Annotated in this window: 16 protein-coding genes; 10 read left to right on the top strand and 6 right to left on the bottom strand. The window is 54.2% G+C overall.

Annotation, left to right across the window (positions count from 1 at the left end):
• The first annotated feature begins 82 nt into the window (after window positions 1–82).
• The 6 genes from IEW65_RS11470 to IEW65_RS11445 all read left to right on the top strand — a co-directional run bounded on the left by IEW65_RS11470 (window position 83) and on the right by IEW65_RS11445 (window position 6,416).
• Entirely contained in the window at window positions 83–580 is a 498-nt protein-coding gene (locus IEW65_RS11470) for a TRAP transporter small permease (RefSeq protein ID WP_188639618.1), read from the top strand.
• On the top strand, window positions 577–1,842 hold the full coding sequence (locus IEW65_RS11465; RefSeq protein ID WP_188639617.1) for a TRAP transporter large permease: 1,266 nt from the start codon (window positions 577–579) through the stop codon (window positions 1,840–1,842). The genes IEW65_RS11470 and IEW65_RS11465 overlap by 4 nt, the downstream gene beginning before the upstream one ends.
• A 28-nt stretch (window positions 1,843–1,870) precedes the next feature.
• Window positions 1,871–3,748: a bifunctional sugar phosphate isomerase/epimerase/4-hydroxyphenylpyruvate dioxygenase family protein gene (locus IEW65_RS11460; RefSeq protein WP_188639616.1), complete on the top strand. Its 1,878-nt coding sequence runs from the start codon at window positions 1,871–1,873 to the stop codon at window positions 3,746–3,748.
• Entirely contained in the window at window positions 3,745–4,623 is an 879-nt protein-coding gene (locus IEW65_RS11455) for a shikimate dehydrogenase family protein (RefSeq protein WP_188639615.1), read from the top strand. Before IEW65_RS11460 ends, IEW65_RS11455 begins: the two co-directional genes overlap by 4 nt.
• 79 nt (window positions 4,624–4,702) lie before the next feature.
• On the top strand, window positions 4,703–5,653 hold the full coding sequence (locus tag IEW65_RS11450) for an AEC family transporter (protein ID WP_188639614.1): 951 nt from the start codon (window positions 4,703–4,705) through the stop codon (window positions 5,651–5,653).
• 34 nt (window positions 5,654–5,687) lie between these two features.
• The gene (locus IEW65_RS11445) at window positions 5,688–6,416 is read left to right on the top strand and encodes an SDR family NAD(P)-dependent oxidoreductase (protein ID WP_188639613.1); all 729 of its coding nucleotides are present in this window, start codon (window positions 5,688–5,690) and stop codon (window positions 6,414–6,416) included.
• A 39-nt stretch (window positions 6,417–6,455) separates the two neighbouring features.
• Here the strand turns inward: IEW65_RS11445 and IEW65_RS11440 are convergent, their stop codons facing one another.
• From IEW65_RS11440 to IEW65_RS11430, 3 genes are all read right to left on the bottom strand, one after another.
• Window positions 6,456–7,952 (bottom strand): tripartite tricarboxylate transporter permease, encoded by a 1,497-nt coding sequence (locus IEW65_RS11440; protein WP_188639612.1) that lies wholly within the window; start codon window positions 7,950–7,952, stop codon window positions 6,456–6,458.
• A 27-nt stretch (window positions 7,953–7,979) separates the two neighbouring features.
• A complete protein-coding gene (locus IEW65_RS11435) occupies window positions 7,980–8,480 on the bottom strand; it encodes a tripartite tricarboxylate transporter TctB family protein (protein ID WP_188639611.1) in 501 nt (166 codons plus the stop codon).
• Window positions 8,481–8,556: 76 nt separating this feature from the next.
• Complete coding sequence (locus IEW65_RS11430; protein WP_188639610.1) at window positions 8,557–9,543, bottom strand: Bug family tripartite tricarboxylate transporter substrate binding protein; 987 nt, start codon at window positions 9,541–9,543, stop codon at window positions 8,557–8,559.
• A gap of 218 nt (window positions 9,544–9,761) precedes the next feature.
• Here IEW65_RS11430 and IEW65_RS11425 point away from each other — a divergent pair, with 218 nt between their 5' ends.
• On the top strand, window positions 9,762–10,541 hold the full coding sequence (locus tag IEW65_RS11425) for an IclR family transcriptional regulator domain-containing protein (protein ID WP_188639609.1): 780 nt from the start codon (window positions 9,762–9,764) through the stop codon (window positions 10,539–10,541).
• On the opposite strand, the gene aroQ is transcribed toward IEW65_RS11425, so the two are convergent.
• The gene (gene aroQ / locus IEW65_RS11420) at window positions 10,534–10,971 is read right to left on the bottom strand and encodes a type II 3-dehydroquinate dehydratase (RefSeq protein WP_188639608.1); all 438 of its coding nucleotides are present in this window, start codon (window positions 10,969–10,971) and stop codon (window positions 10,534–10,536) included. The two genes, IEW65_RS11425 and aroQ, sit on opposite strands and share 8 nt — an antisense overlap.
• 53 nt (window positions 10,972–11,024) lie before the next feature.
• Window positions 11,025–12,395: a 2-oxoadipate dioxygenase/decarboxylase HglS gene (hglS, locus tag IEW65_RS11415; protein ID WP_188639607.1), complete on the bottom strand. Its 1,371-nt coding sequence runs from the start codon at window positions 12,393–12,395 to the stop codon at window positions 11,025–11,027.
• 197 nt (window positions 12,396–12,592) lie between these two features.
• Here hglS and IEW65_RS11410 point away from each other — a divergent pair, with 197 nt between their 5' ends.
• Together IEW65_RS11410 and IEW65_RS11405 are read left to right on the top strand one after the other, a co-directional pair.
• Entirely contained in the window at window positions 12,593–13,462 is an 870-nt protein-coding gene (locus IEW65_RS11410; RefSeq protein ID WP_188639606.1) for a DUF72 domain-containing protein, read from the top strand.
• A 154-nt stretch (window positions 13,463–13,616) separates the two neighbouring features.
• Window positions 13,617–14,960, top strand: coding sequence for a sodium-dependent transporter (locus IEW65_RS11405; protein ID WP_188639605.1), 1,344 nt, complete (start codon window positions 13,617–13,619; stop codon window positions 14,958–14,960).
• A 110-nt stretch (window positions 14,961–15,070) separates the two neighbouring features.
• On the opposite strand, the gene IEW65_RS11400 is transcribed toward IEW65_RS11405, so the two are convergent.
• A complete protein-coding gene (locus IEW65_RS11400; protein ID WP_188639604.1) occupies window positions 15,071–15,289 on the bottom strand; it encodes a PA3496 family putative envelope integrity protein in 219 nt (72 codons plus the stop codon).
• A gap of 255 nt (window positions 15,290–15,544) precedes the next feature.
• Here IEW65_RS11400 and hexR point away from each other — a divergent pair, with 255 nt between their 5' ends.
• Entirely contained in the window at window positions 15,545–16,399 is an 855-nt protein-coding gene (gene hexR, locus IEW65_RS11395) for a transcriptional regulator HexR (RefSeq protein WP_188639603.1), read from the top strand.
• Window positions 16,400–16,459: the final 60 nt, after the last annotated feature.

Raw genomic sequence — 16,459 nt, 5'->3', positions numbered from 1 at the left:
ATTCAAAGTAAGTGCTTGCGAGTAGGCCAACCGTGGCCTGCTCGCCTACTTGCGTGCCTGACTATTGATTGAAGGTGCCCTTATGTCTGCTCTTCTCAGCCGGATACATCGCGGCCTCATACTTTTTAATGGCAGCTTGGCAGGGCTTGCCATGATGCTGATCTTCCTGCTGGTCGCGGGTAATGCATTTGCGCGCTACACCTATGGCGGTTCCATTAGCTGGGGAGAAGACACCGCCATTTACCTGATGATTTATGGCCTGATGTTCGGTATGTCCTGGGCCTATTTACAAGATAAACATATCGGCTTTGATCTTATTCGCCGTTTACTGCCTGCACACTGGGTGCGCTGGCAGGCGGTCGCTGTCGACTTAGTGGTGCTCGCCGTTGGAATCGGCTTAATGGTGTCAGCGGTTGAGTTCATCTCAGCACGGGGTGGGCGCACCTCATCAAGTACCGGCATGCCAATGTGGCTGTTCCAAGCCTCTATGTTGCTGGGCGGTGGGTTACTTAGCCTCTCAGCGCTCGTCATGGGTGCACTACGCCTGAGTCAGCCAACTGACGAGGAGGCATCCTCATGATTTTTATACTGCTTGTAGCACTTGTTTTACTGGGTGTGCCGTTTGCCTTCGCGATTTTAGGCTCCCTCACGGTACTGATGAGCGTCGGCGATTTGCCCTACCACATTCGCATCGTGTCGCAGCAGTTTTTTGGCGGCATGGAATCGTTTCCGCTGCTGGCTATTCCGCTCTTCATTTTAGCCGGCGAGCTAATGAACGAAGCCGGTATCACCCACCGCATTATTAACCTGGCCAGCGCCATTGTTGGCCGGCTCAAAGCTGGGCTTGCACACGTCAATATCTGGGCATCCGTGATTTTTGCCGGGCTTTCGGGCTCAGCGATTGCGGATACATCAGCGCTTGGCCGCGTGTTCATTCCTTCGATGGAAAAAGAGGGCTACCCGCGTGACTTTGCCGCCGCTCTCACCGCGGCGTCGTCAGTCATTGGCCCCATTATTCCACCTAGCATTCCGGTCATTATTTACGCGCTAACGGTATCGGGCGTCTCGGTGCCGGGGCTCTTTTTGGCTGGTATCGTGCCTGGCTTCTTACTCGCCCTTGGGCTCTCGATTTACGTTTACTTCTTTGCAGGCGACCTTAGCACGGCAAAGGTAAAGCAGCAGTCACGGCGTCATGCGTTACTGCATGGTTTACTGCCTGCACTTATGCCGGTGTTTGTCGTCGGTGCCATTCTTGCAGGCATTGTCACCCCAACGGAGGCAGCGGCGTTTGCTGTTGTGTATGCGCTGATTCTCGGCGTGGTGCTCTACCGCAACATCAAACTGGTTAACCTACCCGGTATCTTTGCTCGCGCCATGCGCGATAGCGCGGTGATCATGGTCATCATGGGGGCCGTTGCCGCCGCCAACTGGGTGTTAACGTTCGAGCGCGTGCCCAACATGCTAACGGAATGGGCCTTAATGAGCATTGATACCCAGTGGACCTTCCTCATTGCCGTCATTCTTCTGCTGTTGGTGGTCGGGCTCTTTTTGGAAGGCATTGCCGCCATTTTGGTGCTTGTCCCCATTCTCCACCCTATTGCCATGGCGCTGGGCATCGACCCATTGCACTTCGGCATTGTGGTGATCTTTAACTTAATGATGGGTCTGATCACTCCTCCCATGGGGCTCTGTCTCTTTGTTGCGGACTCCGTCTCGGGCGTGGGCATGGGCCCCATTATCCGTCGCATTATGCCCATGCTCGCTGTTCAGTTCTTAATCCTGCTGCTCATTACCTTTGTACCCTCCTTAGTCACGTTCCTGCCGCGTTTGGCTGGCTACTGATCTCCACCATTACAAGGAGCATGATGCTATGTACTCATCGATTGCTACCGTTTGCCTCAGCGGATCACTGGAAGAGAAAGTAGACGCAATTGCTCAGGCAGGTTTTGAAGGGCTTGAGCTGTTTGAAAACGATTTAACGGCATTCGCAGGCACGCCACGGGAAGCAGGCGAGCTCATTCGTTCCCGTGGGTTGAAGCTGGTCACTCTACAGCCTTTTCGAGACTTTGAAGGGCTACAGGGCCGCGCGCGGGAGCGCGCCTTTGATCGCGCCGAGCACAAGTTTGACCTGATGGAAGAGCTCGGCACCGATTTGCTGATGGCATGCAGCACCGTTCACCCGGATGCACTCCCAGGAATTAGCCGCGCTGCCGATGATTTTTTCGAGCTGGGCGAACGCGCTGCGAAACGCAAGTTACGTGTGGCCTATGAAGCCCTGGCCTGGGGGCGACATATTCACGATTACCGAGACAGCTGGGAAGTGGTACGCCGCGCTGCCCACCCTCATGTTGGCTTAGTACTGGATACTTTCCATATTTTCTCGCGCCAGACTGAGCTAGGCACCATTGGCCGCATTCCCGGTGATCATATCTTTTTAGTACAGACCGCCGATGCGCCACGCCTGTCTATGGATCACCTTTCATGGAGCCGTCACTACCGCTGTTTCCCCGGCCAGGGCGAACTACAGATGGATAAGTTCATGGCTATGCTGGAAGAGACTCGCTACGACGGCCCGCTCTCCCATGAGATTTTTAACGATGTGTTCCGCATGGGCCACAGCGATCAAACCGCTCGTGATGGTTTACGCTCCTACCACTTGCTGCGCAGCATGCAGGGCGATAGCGGCATTCCTGCACCACAGCCGATTGAGTCCGTCGCCTTTCTCGAAATAGCGGTTGAGCCCAATGACTTAGCCCCGCTGCGCGAGCTGCTCAGCGCACTGGGAATGGCCTGCGTAGGACGACATCACACGCTGAACGCCGAGCGCTGGGCCGCAGGCGACGTCAACTTAGTCTTGAATACCGAATCAAGCTTTACGGGCCGTGTGCCAGGGCGTGACGCCACGGCTGTCACAGCGATTGGCCTACGCGTGGGTAACGCGTATGAGGCGTTTAAACGAGCGGACAAGCTGGGTTACGAGATCGTGGAGCCTGAAGAGGTAGGGGCTAGCCACCGAATGAGCGCACTAAGAAATGTGGACGGCAGCCTCTCCTATATCATCGATGACTCTCAGCTGAGCCGCACGTGGGATCGCGAGTTTCCTCTGGAGCGTCAGCCGGTTCCTCAAGGGTCGCTAGTGGATATCGACCATATCAGCGTCGCACTCTCCTACCATGACTACCTTTCACTGATGCTGCAATACCGCGCTATCTTCCAGTTGGAGGTGACCCCCTCTTTTGATGTCACCGACCCGCGCGGCTTGATTCAAAGCCAAGTACTCCAAAACGGCAATGGCCGCTTTCGCCTAGCGCTCAATGCCAGCGCCTCGCCGGACACTGCCAGCAACCGTTTTGTTCGTCAGTATGGTGGTTCGGGCGTTCACCATATTGCCTTGAGCACCACCTCCATGCGCGACACCAGTACCGCCTTACATAAGGCAAAGACCCCGGTGCTACCGATACCCAGCAACTACTATCGTGACCTGGCTGCGCGTTTTGACCTCCCTGCACAAACCCACGCCTGGATGCAGGAGCACCACATTCTCTTTGACCAAGACAGTCACGGCGACTTCCATCAGCTCTATACGCAACCCAACCATAAAGCCTTTTTCATCGAATTAGTGCAGCGAGAAGGCTATCAAGGGCTAGGTGCGCCAAATGCCTTTGTGCGTGTCACCGCGCAGCAGCGCCTAGAAGCAGACCTCTTAGCCTCAGATAGTAATGCCGACACGGGAGAGCGCCCAGCATGATCAAATTAGGACTCGTTGGCGAAGGCATCGCCAAATCACAATCTCCCGACCTGCACGAACGCTTGGGAGCATCATTGGGCGTGGCTGTCCGCTACGACTTAGTGGACAGCCTGGGAATCGCGGATTTCGACTTCGCCAGCGCGATTCAAACGCTGCGCGCAGAGGGGTACCGGGGCACCAACGTCACCTTTCCCTTTAAAGAGAAGGCCGCAAAATTAGCAGATGTCTGCGGAGAAGGCGTACAGCGAGTCGGTACTGCTAATACACTACTGTTCGATGAACAGGGATTACGTGCCGAAAACACCGACTATACGGGGTTTATTAGTGCCTACCGCCACTCGTTTGGTAGCCAGCCTGCTGGCGATGTCTTACTGATCGGGGCCGGTGGCGTAGGACGCGCCGTGGCATGTGCACTCGGTGAGCTGTCGGCGCACTGCATCCATATTCTTGAACGCGACGAGCAGCGTGCCGACACCCTGTGTCGAGACCTTAATGCCATGGGCATTACAGCGGAGTGCGTTTCAGCCGAGCAAGCTCAGCGCGAATTGCCAACATGGCAAGGTGTTGTGAATTGCACCCCTATTGGTCACATCAACCATCCCGGTTGCCCTATCGATACCACAGGCCTTGGCGCTCAGCACTGGGTATTTGATGCCGTTTATATTCCGGCCCATACCGAGCTGTTAAAGGCGGCTCATCAAGCAAAGGCGAAAACACTCTCCGGCGTTGACCTGTTCGTCTTTCAGGGCGTAGACGCATTTCGATTTTTCACCCATGGTCACCTCAGTGCTGAACAGATTACGCCTCATGTGATCCCCCTACGCACGCACTACATTGAGCAACTTGTCTCACCGAGAGCCCAACGTGTGCCATGATAGACTCTCGCAATAGCGTACAGTTATTCGCCATTCGAACTTGAGTCTTTTAACCCTATGATGCGCTGGAGAGACTGCCATGCTCGCCATTCTAGCCATTACCACCCCTATTTTTCTGCTGATTGGTATTGGTTATATGGCTCGGTGGAGCGGAGTTATCCAGCGCGAACAGCTGCAAGGCGTGGGTATTTTTGTGCTGTACTGCGCCCTGCCAGCCCTGGTGATTCGCGCCTTAACCCAGCAGCCGCTGGGCGAAATTTTTCAGCCCAGATACTTGATGGCCTACGGCTTAGGCTCGATAGCCGTGTTAGGCGCAGGCTTAATACTTTGCTTAAAGCTGCAGCGCCAACCCCTTAACGCCAGCGCCATGCAAGCGCTCGGAATGGCCGCATCGAATAGCGGATTTGTTGGCTACCCGGTCGCCGCCATGGTCATCGGTTCACCGGCTGCGGTGCTGTTAGCCCTCAATATGCTCGTTGAAAACCTGCTGGTGATTCCCGCGGCGCTTATTCTTGCTGAGATGGGTAACCAACAGGGCTCAAACGTATGGCATACCCTGCGCCAAACGGCACAGAATCTGGCCAAAAATCCGATACTGATTGGGTTAACCATAGGGATAGTAATCGCATCGACGGGCATCGTTATTCCACCCCCGATTGATAAAGCAATCCACATGCTGGCCGAAGCCGCCGGGCCTGCCGCGCTCTTTGTCATTGGTGGATCGTTATTTGGTCTGCGCGCTCAAGGAATGATGAGAGATGTCGGACAAATTGTGGTTGGGAAGCTGCTGATTCATCCCTTGGCTATTTTGGTCGCGTTTTTACTCATGCCTGATATTGAGCCACTCTACATGGCGGGTGCGCTTCTGTTTGCCGCGTCACCAATGATTAGTATCTATCCCCTATTTGGACAGCGCTATCACTTAGGAGACGTGACTGCTACCGCCATGCTAGTGGCGACGGTAGCTTCCTTTTTTACGCTTAGCTTACTTATTTGGCTCATGACACTGGGTGGTTTACTCGCCTTTTGAGCCTCCCGACTATATCGCAAACGAGGAAACATGAATGAGCCACGAGTATTCTCAACAAGACGTTGCTGTTGTCACGGGAGGGGCAAGAAATATCGGCCAAGCTATTGCCTTGCGCCTTCAGCAGGATGGCTATCGCGTTCTCGTATTGGATATCGTCGAACCAGAAGTAGACTCTTTGCAAGCAGACGCCTACCAAGTCGATCTTGCCGACGCCGAGGCAACTCGTCAGATCGTGGCTGATATTGCCGAGCGCTATCCAGTGACCCGACTCATTAACAACGTCGGTATTGTTGCGCCTGCCCTACTTGAGGAGGCCACACTCGAGGACTTCGATAAGTTAATGCAGCTCAACGTTCGCTCAGCGCTGATCTGCACTCAGGCGTTGCTGCCTGCGATGAAGGCACAGGGTAGGGGGCGCATCGTCATGAACGCTAGCCGCGTGGTACTGGGCAAAGAAGCACGCACTATTTACAGTGCAACAAAGGGAGCGCTGCAATCCATGGCCCGCACCTGGGCGCTTGAGCTTGCAGAGCACGGCATCACCGTTAACTGCGTCGCTCCGGGGCCCATCGCGACCAGTGCCTTTTGGCAAAATAACCCACCCGACTCTGAACGCGCACGCCGTATCATTGACAACATTCCGCTACAGCGGATGGGCCAGCCAGAAGACGTGGCTCAGGCGGTTAGCTTCTTTTGCGACGAGCGTAGTGGCTTTATTACCGGCCAAACGCTTTATGTGTGCGGCGGTGTGACCGTCGGGTAACAGCCGCCGCCGAGCGTGCATGCGCAACTTGGCCTTTTATCAAGCCTTATCAGCGATATTACGCGCTTCACGGCGCGCTGAGATAAAGCGATAAAGGGCTAAGCCAATCGACCCCACCGTCAAAGCAATGAAAGCCCAGGTGATGGGCCCGCGCACAAAAATTGAAAGATCGTTATGGCCTATCAGCAGCGAACGGCGCAGGTTATCTTCAAACATAGGGCCGAGAATAAAACCGATCAAAAAGGGCGCTGCAGGTATCGCGGCACGATTGAAGATATAACCCAACACACCAAAGGCCAGCATGAGCCATACATCAAAGGTGTCATTGTTAACGGCATACGCACCGTAAACGCAGAACATTAACACAATGGGAAAGAGAATCGATTTAGGAATGTCGGCAATTAAAGAGAAATACTTAATGGCGACATTGCCCACCAGCAGTAATACCACCGAGCTAAACATAATGCCCATAAACAGCGCGTAAATCAGCGACAGGTTCTCTTGGAACATGATGGGGCCAGGTGTCAGGCCATGAACCATAAAAGCGCCCAGAATAATGGCCGTAATCACATCACCGGGGATACCCAGTGATAATAGAGGAATCATCGTGGCGCCAGCGACGCCATTGTTGCCTGCCTCTGCAGCCGCCACGCCTTCTACCTCACCCTTACCGAAATTCGCCTTATTAGGCGAGCGTCGGCGGGCATCGCTGTAAGAAATGAACGCTGCAGCTGTGGCGCCCGTACCTGGAATAGCCCCAATAATCACACCAATCAAACTGCCTCGCACAATGGTCGTCATGCAGCGCTTCAATTCAGAGAAGGCTAAACCCGCACCACTCGCCTTCGCCTTAATATGAGGTAGTGCTTTCTTGCGGTAGAACTCGATAATCTCAGGGATAGCAAACAGGCCGATCAACAGCGGAATAAAAGAAATGCTGTCCATTAAATTGTAATTGCCAAAGGTAAACCGCTGAGAGCCAAAAACCTCATCTAGCCCTACTAAAGAAAGCAGAATACCTAACAGTGCTGCCATCAAGCCCTTAATCATCGAGCCGCTGGCCAAAGAGATAATAATGGTGAGCGAAAAGCAGATGAGCCAGAAGAATTCAGGCGCACCAAAATTTAGGGCGATTTTAGCCAAGTAAGCGGCAAAAAAGATCAGCGCAATATTAGAGATAAAGTCGGCAATTACCGAGGAATAGAGTGCCGTTTTCAGCGCTTTCTTGGCATGCCCCTGTTGCGCCATGGGGTAGCCATCTAGCAAGGTGCATGCGGAGGCGGGTGAGCCCGGTGTTCTTATTAATATGGCCGTAATTGAGCCGCCATACATCCCCCCTTTGTAGATTCCTACTAGCAGCAAAATCGCCGCAACCGGTTGCATAGAAAAGGTAAAAGGCAATGCTAGCGCAACCGCCATCGTCGCCGTCAATCCAGGGATAGACCCCACCACTACACCGATCACCACTCCCAAGGCGATGGCGATAAAGTTATCCAAACTAAAGAATATCGCGATGACTTCCGAAAAATTTTCCATAGATCACCCAAAACAATCAACAGCCAATCAGAAACCGATTGGCGATATTGGAAGCGGTACATTCATCACTTTTACAAAGAGGAATGTCACTGCGATAGGAAACACAAAGGCCAAGCTATAGGCCCACCATGTGCGTACGGGATGTGCCACAAACAGTATTAACGTTGCCAGAATACCGGTGAAAACAGCCCCCATCGCTTCAAACAACGCGACATAGATCAACAGGGCAGCCACCATCAAAATAAAGCGCCGCGTTGACCCTTTCTCAATCTGTCGCTCATCGTCCTCGCCGCTTCTATCTAGCAGGAAGCCTTGTAAAATAAGCAGTATCGAAAACAGCACGATCATCCAGCCAACGATCCCAGGTAGCCAGCGAGGCGACATCATAGGGTTTTGTAAAATTGGCGGTTCATTGATGTAGTTTGGCACTAGATAAAACACCAGAGCCAATGAGAAGCACAGTAGGATGCTTCCTGCTATCACATCACTGACATCTTTTATTCTTCGCTTAACATATGCGCGTGTCATCGCTGCCTTCTCCAGAGAAACAAGAAAGGCGAGAACGCAGGTTCTCGCCCCAGTGCTTAGTGAGAAGCCGCCTAGCTTACTGGCTGATGCCTGCCTGCTGCGCTACGCCGTCCCAACGCTCTACTTCTGCAATGATGAATTGCTTGAATTCTTCACCCGACACTTGCCCCGGCTCTGCACCTAGCTGCTCGGCGAAATCCAGAAACTCTTCACGCTCCATCACCTTAGCTAAAGCTTCTTGCATGACGCTTTGCGCTTCTTCCGAGAAGGAGTTATGCGCAATCAGTCCAAACCAGGCGGTGGTAATAAACTGATCAAGGTTATGTTCACCAATTTCTGCCAGCGTGGGGACATCCGGCAGGTATTCAGAGCGCTCAGCAGAGGTCACTGCCAATGCGCGTAAATCGCCCGAGCGAATATGAGAAAGCACGGTGGGCATGTTCTCGAACGAGACATCCACGTCCCCTCCCAGTAGCGCAGGTAACGCCGCGCCACTCCCTGCGAAAGGCACCGCCGTCATATTGGTATCCGTCAGCGTTTTAAATAGCTCGCCGGACATGTGAATGGAGCTACCCACACCGCTGTGACTAAAGGTCATGTTCTCTTCTTGGGCGGCTTCCACAAACTCAATAACGCTTTCATAGGGGCTGCTTGCGGGCACCACCATGACATTCGGAATATCGATCATGTTTTGCAGAAAGACAAAATCTTCAACGGGGTCATAACTAAGATCAGGATAAATAGCCGCCCCAATGGTGTGGCCTGGTGAAGCCATCAAAATAGTGTGCCCCGCATCGCGCCCGCCTCTGGCAAGACGCCCGGTACCCACCGTGGAGCCTGCACCTGGACGGTTTTCTACGATGACATTCGTATCGAGCTCTTGTTGAAGAAGATCAGCCACACGACGGGAAAGCACATCCGTAGTACCGCCCGGCGCGTAGGGAACCACTAACCGTATGTCATCAGTGGGCCATTCATTGGCGCTGGCAGAAGATACCGTCATACCCAAGATGAGTACGCCACTGCAGGCAGCTAAGCATGTGGTGCTAAGGAACTTGTTCATTTTTATCTTCCTATGCGTTAATTATTGTTCGTATCACGTACATATATTCGCAGTGTATGACTTGAGATTACGTTGTTGTTAAGACTTTAAAAAACACAACTTTAGTAGCATTTCAGCAAATTGTTCTCACAAATGCCTACGAAGAACACAAAGTTCGCATAACGAACTTTTTTGCGTTACCCTTTTTTAACCGCCTTTGCACATAGTGGATATTGGACATGCAAGAAGAAATGCTTAGTACGGAAAGCCGCGACTTTGTCACTGCTTTAGCGAGCGGTTTGGAGGTCATACAAGCATTTGACGCTGAACACCCCCGTATGACATTAAGCGAAGTCGCCACGCGTACTGGAATGAATAGGGCAAAAGCGAGGCGCTTTTTGCTGACGCTGCATGCATTAGGATACGTACGCAAGGAGCAACGCTATTTTGAATTAGCTCCCCGCGTGCTCCAGCTAGGTTATGCTTTTTTGTCTGCCAATAATTATCAAGGCGTTATTCAGCAATACTTAGAAGAAATAACCGCTGAGACAGGAGAGTCGTCTTCTCTGGGCGTGTTAGATGGTAACGATGTGATCTATGTCGCGCGCTCGGCAGCCAAACATCGCTTAATGGCGATAACGCTATCGGTAGGCACACGACTCCCCGCCGCATATACCTCCATGGGACGCATACTGCTGGCTCAGCTCAGTGATGAAGAGCTGGATCACTTTTTAACGACAATCTCTCTAGAGCCCTTCACCGATAAAACCGTGACTGACGTTAAAGAGTTACGCCGCCGTATCGTTAAGGCACGTCAGCAAGGATATGCAATTTCCGATCAGGAGCTGGATTCAGGGTTACGCTCGATCGCTGTACCGGTGTACGACGCTAAGCAGCACTTAATGGGTGCTATCAACATTAGCACCAACGCGGCTCGGGTCGACCTAGACACGTTGGTGAATGTTTATCTACCGGCTATACAGAGCAAGGTTGCTCACATCCGTGCGACTATTAACTAGCCATCACCGCCTCTAGCGCCGCTTTATATCCCTGCACGCCTAGGCCAGCAATCACGCCATCGGCCCGTAGCGAGACATAGGAGTGGTGGCGAAATGCCTCGCGCTTATGCACGTTAGAGAGATGGACTTCGATGACCTTTCCATCAAAGGCGTTCAACGCATCGAGGATCGCCACCGAGGTATGGGTGTAGGCCGCCGGGTTGATAATGATGGCCTGCGTGCCATCCACCCTCGCTGCGTGGATGGCGTCGATGAGTGCGCCTTCATGATTACTTTGCAGGCAGGTGATCTCCCAGCCTGCCATTACCGCTTTTTCACGCAGCAGGTTGTTCACATCGTCCAGCGTGTCATAGCCATAAATTTCTGGCTGTCGCGTGCCTAATAAATTGAGATTAGGCCCATGTAACACCAATACTTTGCCCTGCTGCATAACGCTCTCCCGCAGTAATGTGGTTAACCATGTCTTGTGTTAGTCAGCACGTTCTAACACCTTCCCCCAAGTACGGCCAGCGCCTTATCCAGTGACGCCTGCTGGCGCTGTGCATATAGCGCAATCTCATCAATCACGGCGGCCCCCAGGTCACGCTCGAACTGGGCTTGGTTAGCCTGGCTTGCGTATTCGTCGCGCTGCTCGCCGCCCAGGTTCGATTGGAAGATACCCGCCGCGCTTACCGGCAGAAAGTCCTCATAAATCATGGGCTGGCAGGACAGCGCGCCCTGCTCGATGAGCGCTTCAAGGGTATCCGCGTTGATCTGCGCGGGAAGCGATGCGTTGGTATCCGGCACCGCTTGGTAGTGGAAAAATGCCAGCCCTTCACGACGCAGCGTGGCGTGGTCGTCTGGGAATGCCTGGAACACCTCGGCCAGCTGCGCTTGATGAGCGCTGTTATCTTTGGCGGGGGGCAGTTGCTGCGACTGGGCTAACAGCTGATCGTATAGCGCACGCCCTTTCTGGGTGAGAGCAACGCCGCGCTGCTCGATTTCACCGAAGCGGGCGGTGTGATGCCCCGCCACGCTGTCGGCAAAGGTAATGGTCTCTTCCAGCGCTTTGAAGCTGGTTTGGCGCAGTAGAATCGGGCAGCGGCGACGGGGCGGACCTTCAATCACCGCCTTGGGGTCGATGCCAACACTCGGCATCCGCTGCTGCACCGCATCGATGTCCAAGGTGCGCGGCGTAAGATGGTTGATATGCGGGCCACGAAAGCTCACCACGTCGGCAATGAGCCGATGCTCCTGGTGTAAGCGGTCATAGGTGGCGCGGTCCACGGTGGCATCGTGGTGCCAGCGGAACGTATTGAGCGCGGCCTGCACAAACGCTTCGGCGTCGTCAGCGTTCAAGCCACCTTGCTTCTCACAGCGGGCAATCAGCGCCTGAGCCTCGGGCGTCACGATCTCACGGCGGGAGAGAATTTCCCGCGCCTGTTCACGCAGCTGTGTGTTCTCAATGAGCTCAAGGCGCAGCAGCGAGGTAAAGACGCGGAAGGGGTTACGTTTTAAAGCGTCATCATCCACCGGGCGAAACGCCGTGGAGTGCACCGGCACACCGGCGGCAGCCAGGTCGTAGTAACCCACGGGGTGCATCCCCATCACCGCAAACATACGCCGCAGCAGTGACAGTTCTTCAGGTAAACCAACGCGGATCGCTCCATGGCGCTCAACGCTTAAGCGCGCCAGTTCGTCTGACGCTTCGAGCGTATGAGCTAAGTCGGCATCCTCTGCCAGCACATCATGATTCACGCTCTCTACCAGCGAGAGCAGCGTGCCATATTGCGGTACTTCCTGTTGATACATCGCCGACATCGCTTTGGAAAACTGATCGCGAATATCGTCGGCGCTTACATAAGCAGCATCCATGGGGCGTTCCTGTCGGTAAGCTTATTAATGTTATGACCATCACCATAGTAGCGCTGTGGTAGCGGGAAAAATTTCATAAATTTGGCCGTTATCTTCATTAACACGCCTTGAGCCCCCGCCACAGCCCATGGTGTTACGGTTACACTAAGCCTTTTCTGTTTCGACAATTCTACGTTTCGACAAAGGCCACCGCTTAGATGACTGCTTCACGCTCGCCGCTACCGCTCTATCTTGGCTTGCCTATGTGGGCCAACCAGGATTGGCAGGGCAGCCTCTACCCGCGCCAAGCCAAAACCGACCTGCTCAGCGATTACGCCGCAGTGTTTTCCAGCGTTGAGGGCAATACGACGTTTTACAGCGGTGCGCCTAAGCCCGATACCATCGCTGCCTGGGCACGCCAGGCACCTGCCCATTTTCGCTTTTGTTTTAAACTGCCCAGCCGCGTTACCCACGAGCAGCGCCTAAGCCAGCTTGAAGATGCCTGGGCATTTTTAAGTGCCTTGGCACCGCTTCATGACCGGCTTGGCCCGACCATGGTGCAACTACCGCGTGATTTTGGCCCTGCAGAGCTGCCTAAGCTGGAAGCTCTGCTCGCCCAATGGCCAACGCACCTGCCCTGCGCGGTGGAGGTGCGCCACCCTGTTTTTTTCCACAAGGGCGAGGGAGAGAAAGCCCTTAACCGATTGTTGATAACTTATGGGGCCAACCGCGTCATGCTCGATGTGCGGCCGGTGTTCTCAGCCCCTGCCAACGGCCACGCAGGCTTGGCTCACGCCCAGCAAGAAAAACCGAAACTCCCGTTACACGTGCTTTCCACAGCAGAGCAGCCGATTATTCGCTTCATTGGGCATATTGACAAAACGATCAATACTCGCTACTTCAGCCCGTGGATAGATCGCCTTGCCTTGTGGATAAGTCAGGGGAAAACCCCTTTCTTATTTGTGCATACAGCCGATAACCGAGAATCTCCAGACATGGCTCGCCACCTGTATCGCACTCTGCAACAGCACATCACACTGCCTGCGCTTGAACCCTTTGCCGATGAAAAGCAGAGCCAGCTGTTTTAAGCCCTCTTTTTAGAGAGGCTGACTGGCAAGCCCCACCATGATCGGATAAATTGCGCGTTCTTTCGGAAAAGCACGCTGGCAATCTCTATTTTCCGAAAATCGGTGCAGTGCGCCGATAACGACTCATTACAATCGAATTTCACATAGGTGATTTATGGCAAAACTTGCACATGCACAGTGGTCATCACGCATGGGCTTTGTGCTGGCGGCAGCGGGTTCCGCCGTTGGCCTGGGCAACATCTGGCGCTTTTCTTATATGGTGGGCGACAGTGGCGGCGCGGCCTTCGTACTGGTGTATCTCGCGTGTGTCGCGCTGGTGGGCCTGCCCATTCTAGTAGCGGAATGGATGATTGGCCGTCGCGGCCAGAAGAACCCCATCAACACCATGTCTGATTTGGCAGCAAGCCACGGCAAAACACGGGCATGGGCGGCGATTGGGGTAAGCGGCGTTTTAGCGGCTTTCTTAATTCTGTCGTTCTACAGCGTCATCGGCGGCTGGTCTCTGAACTACACCCTGGGTTCGGTGATTGGCACGTTTAACGGCCAAGACGCTGACAGCATTAGCGCCCTCTTTGGTGGCATGCTGGGTAGCCCGATGACGCTGCTGCTATGGCACACCGCCTTTATGGTGCTGGTCATTGGCATTGTGGCGCGCGGTGTCACCAAAGGCCTGGAGAGTGCGGCACGCACCATGATGCCTGCGCTTGTGGTGCTGATGCTGATCTTGGTGGGTTACGGCATGACCAGCGGTCACTTCGGTGAAGCGCTGAGCTTTATGTTCAGCCCCGATTGGGCAGCGCTGGATGGCGGCGTCGTACTGGCAGCCATGGGCCAAGCGTTCTTCACGCTCTCGCTGGGCATGGGCATCATGATGGCCTACGGCTCTTACCTGGGCGAAGACGTCAACCTGATCAGCACCGCGCGTACCGTGATCATTCTGGATACCGCTATTGCCCTGCTGGCAGGCTTGGCGATCTTCCCGATCGTGTTTGCCAACGGCTTGAGCGCGGGCGAAGGCCCTGGCCTGATCTTTGTGACGCTGCCGCTAGCGTTCGGCAACATGACGGGCGGCACCATTCTCGGCCTGATGTTCTTCCTGCTGCTCACGTTTGCGGCGCTGACCTCGGCTATCTCGCTGCTGGAGCCGGTGGTGGAAACCCTGGAAGAGCGCACGTCAATGTCGCGCTTGGTGGCGACGTTTGCGAGCGGTATTGCGGTATGGGCGTTAGGCGTTGCCGCCCTACTCTCGTTCAACGTGTGGTCGGAAGTGCTGTTCTTTGGCTTGAATATCTTCGACCTGCTCGACACCTTCACCAGCAAGATTCTCCTGCCGCTGACCGGACTGGGCGCGATTGTTTTCTTTGCCTTCTGCCTCGATAAGGAAGAGTCGAGAAAAGAGCTGAATATGGATATTTACGACTACACCCTTTGGAACCTTCTAGCGAAATATGTTGCTCCCATTGGCGTAATCGTAGTCTTCGTAGCAGGCTTGTTTTAAGAGACAAGGTGTCCTTTCCCTGGCTATATGAGATTAGCCAGGGAATTAAGCGTAAATGTTGTTTGTTAACGTTTACGCTAGGCAATGGGCAACGCAGCAGACACGTTAACTTAGTGCAATTCGCTCTCTTGCGGTTCGTCATCGTCCGGCAAGGGAGCGATATCCCGCGATAGTTTTTGAAATTCACGATGAAGCTCAATCCCTCTGCGTGCTCTTAAGCTACGCTGGGCGGCGCTACGCTGTCGTTGGGCATGCTCATCGACCTCCATACTCATGAATATGTCGAGCAATTCGCTTTTTACCGAGGTAATTCGTTCGACGTTTCTCATGATCGACGCTCCTCCAGGTGAAGTTGCCTACGTCCACCTGCATCCGTGGCCACTGATTTTTTAAATGATGCAGTGCGGCACGTCACTTCTTACTATAACCTACTTGACAAAATGATGACGAATCTTGAAGAAAGGGGTTAACGCCCTTTAAACGGCAGCTGTTGTGGGTGAATCCCGCTACCTCTTTCACATCACTCAGGCATACTGTGGCCACCTAGGCTGCATAAGCACGATCAAGAATTTAAGGAGCTGAACGTGAGCCGCGCCCTGTTCGATGAAATGAGACGCCGCATGGAGCATTTCCGTCGCTCCGAACAAAAGGTAGCGCGGTTCGTGCTGCGTAACCCCGATGAAGTGATCCATATGCGGATCGTGGACCTTGCCACTGAGGCAAAGGTGAGCGAGCCCACCGTGGTGCGCTTCTGCCGTGCCCTTGGCTGCAACGGTTTCCAGGACTTCAAGCTCCAGCTCGCCCAGATGCTGGCCAGCGGTAGCCAGTTCGCTCAGTTCTCGATGAACGATAGCGATTCGGTGGCCGAGTTCTCCCACAGCATTTTTGACTCTACCGTCGGCACGCTGCTGTCGGTACGCGACCGGCTCGATAACGAAGCGCTGGGACGGGCCGTGAATGCGCTGGCCATGGCTAACCGGGTGGAGTTTTACGGATTTGGTGCCTCCGGCGCGGTGGCCTTCGATGCCCAGCACAAGTTCTTCCGCCTGCAGATCTCGACCTCCGCCTACGCCGACCCGCACATGCAGAACATGTCGGCAGTGACGCTGCAAGAGGGCGATGTGGTGGTGGCGATTTCACAAACCGGGCGCACCAAGGCGCTGGTGGCCAGCGTGCGTTTGGCCCGCGAAGCGGGGGCTACGGTGATTGGCCTGTGCCCCAGCGAGTCGCCGCTGGCCCATGAAGTAAGCCTGCCGCTGTTTATCGATGTGCATGAAGATACTGAGATTTACACACCGCTCAGCTCGCGCATCGCACACCTGGTGCTGATTGACGTGCTGGCCGTTGGTGTCGCTAAAACCCGCGGCCCCAAACTCGCCGAGCAGCTTAAAGCGGTGAAAAAGAGCCTGACCACGCTGCGTTACCCAGACGATCAATAAACGCGGGCCAACGCGGCGTACGCTGTATACCCAGCCAGTGGGCGGGCTGTGCTAAACTGA

The sequence above is a fragment of the Vreelandella lutescens genome, from assembly GCF_014640815.1.
In the GTDB taxonomy this organism is placed as follows: domain Bacteria; phylum Pseudomonadota; class Gammaproteobacteria; order Pseudomonadales; family Halomonadaceae; genus Vreelandella; species Vreelandella lutescens.
This window is presented reverse-complemented; position numbering and strand designations above follow the sequence as displayed.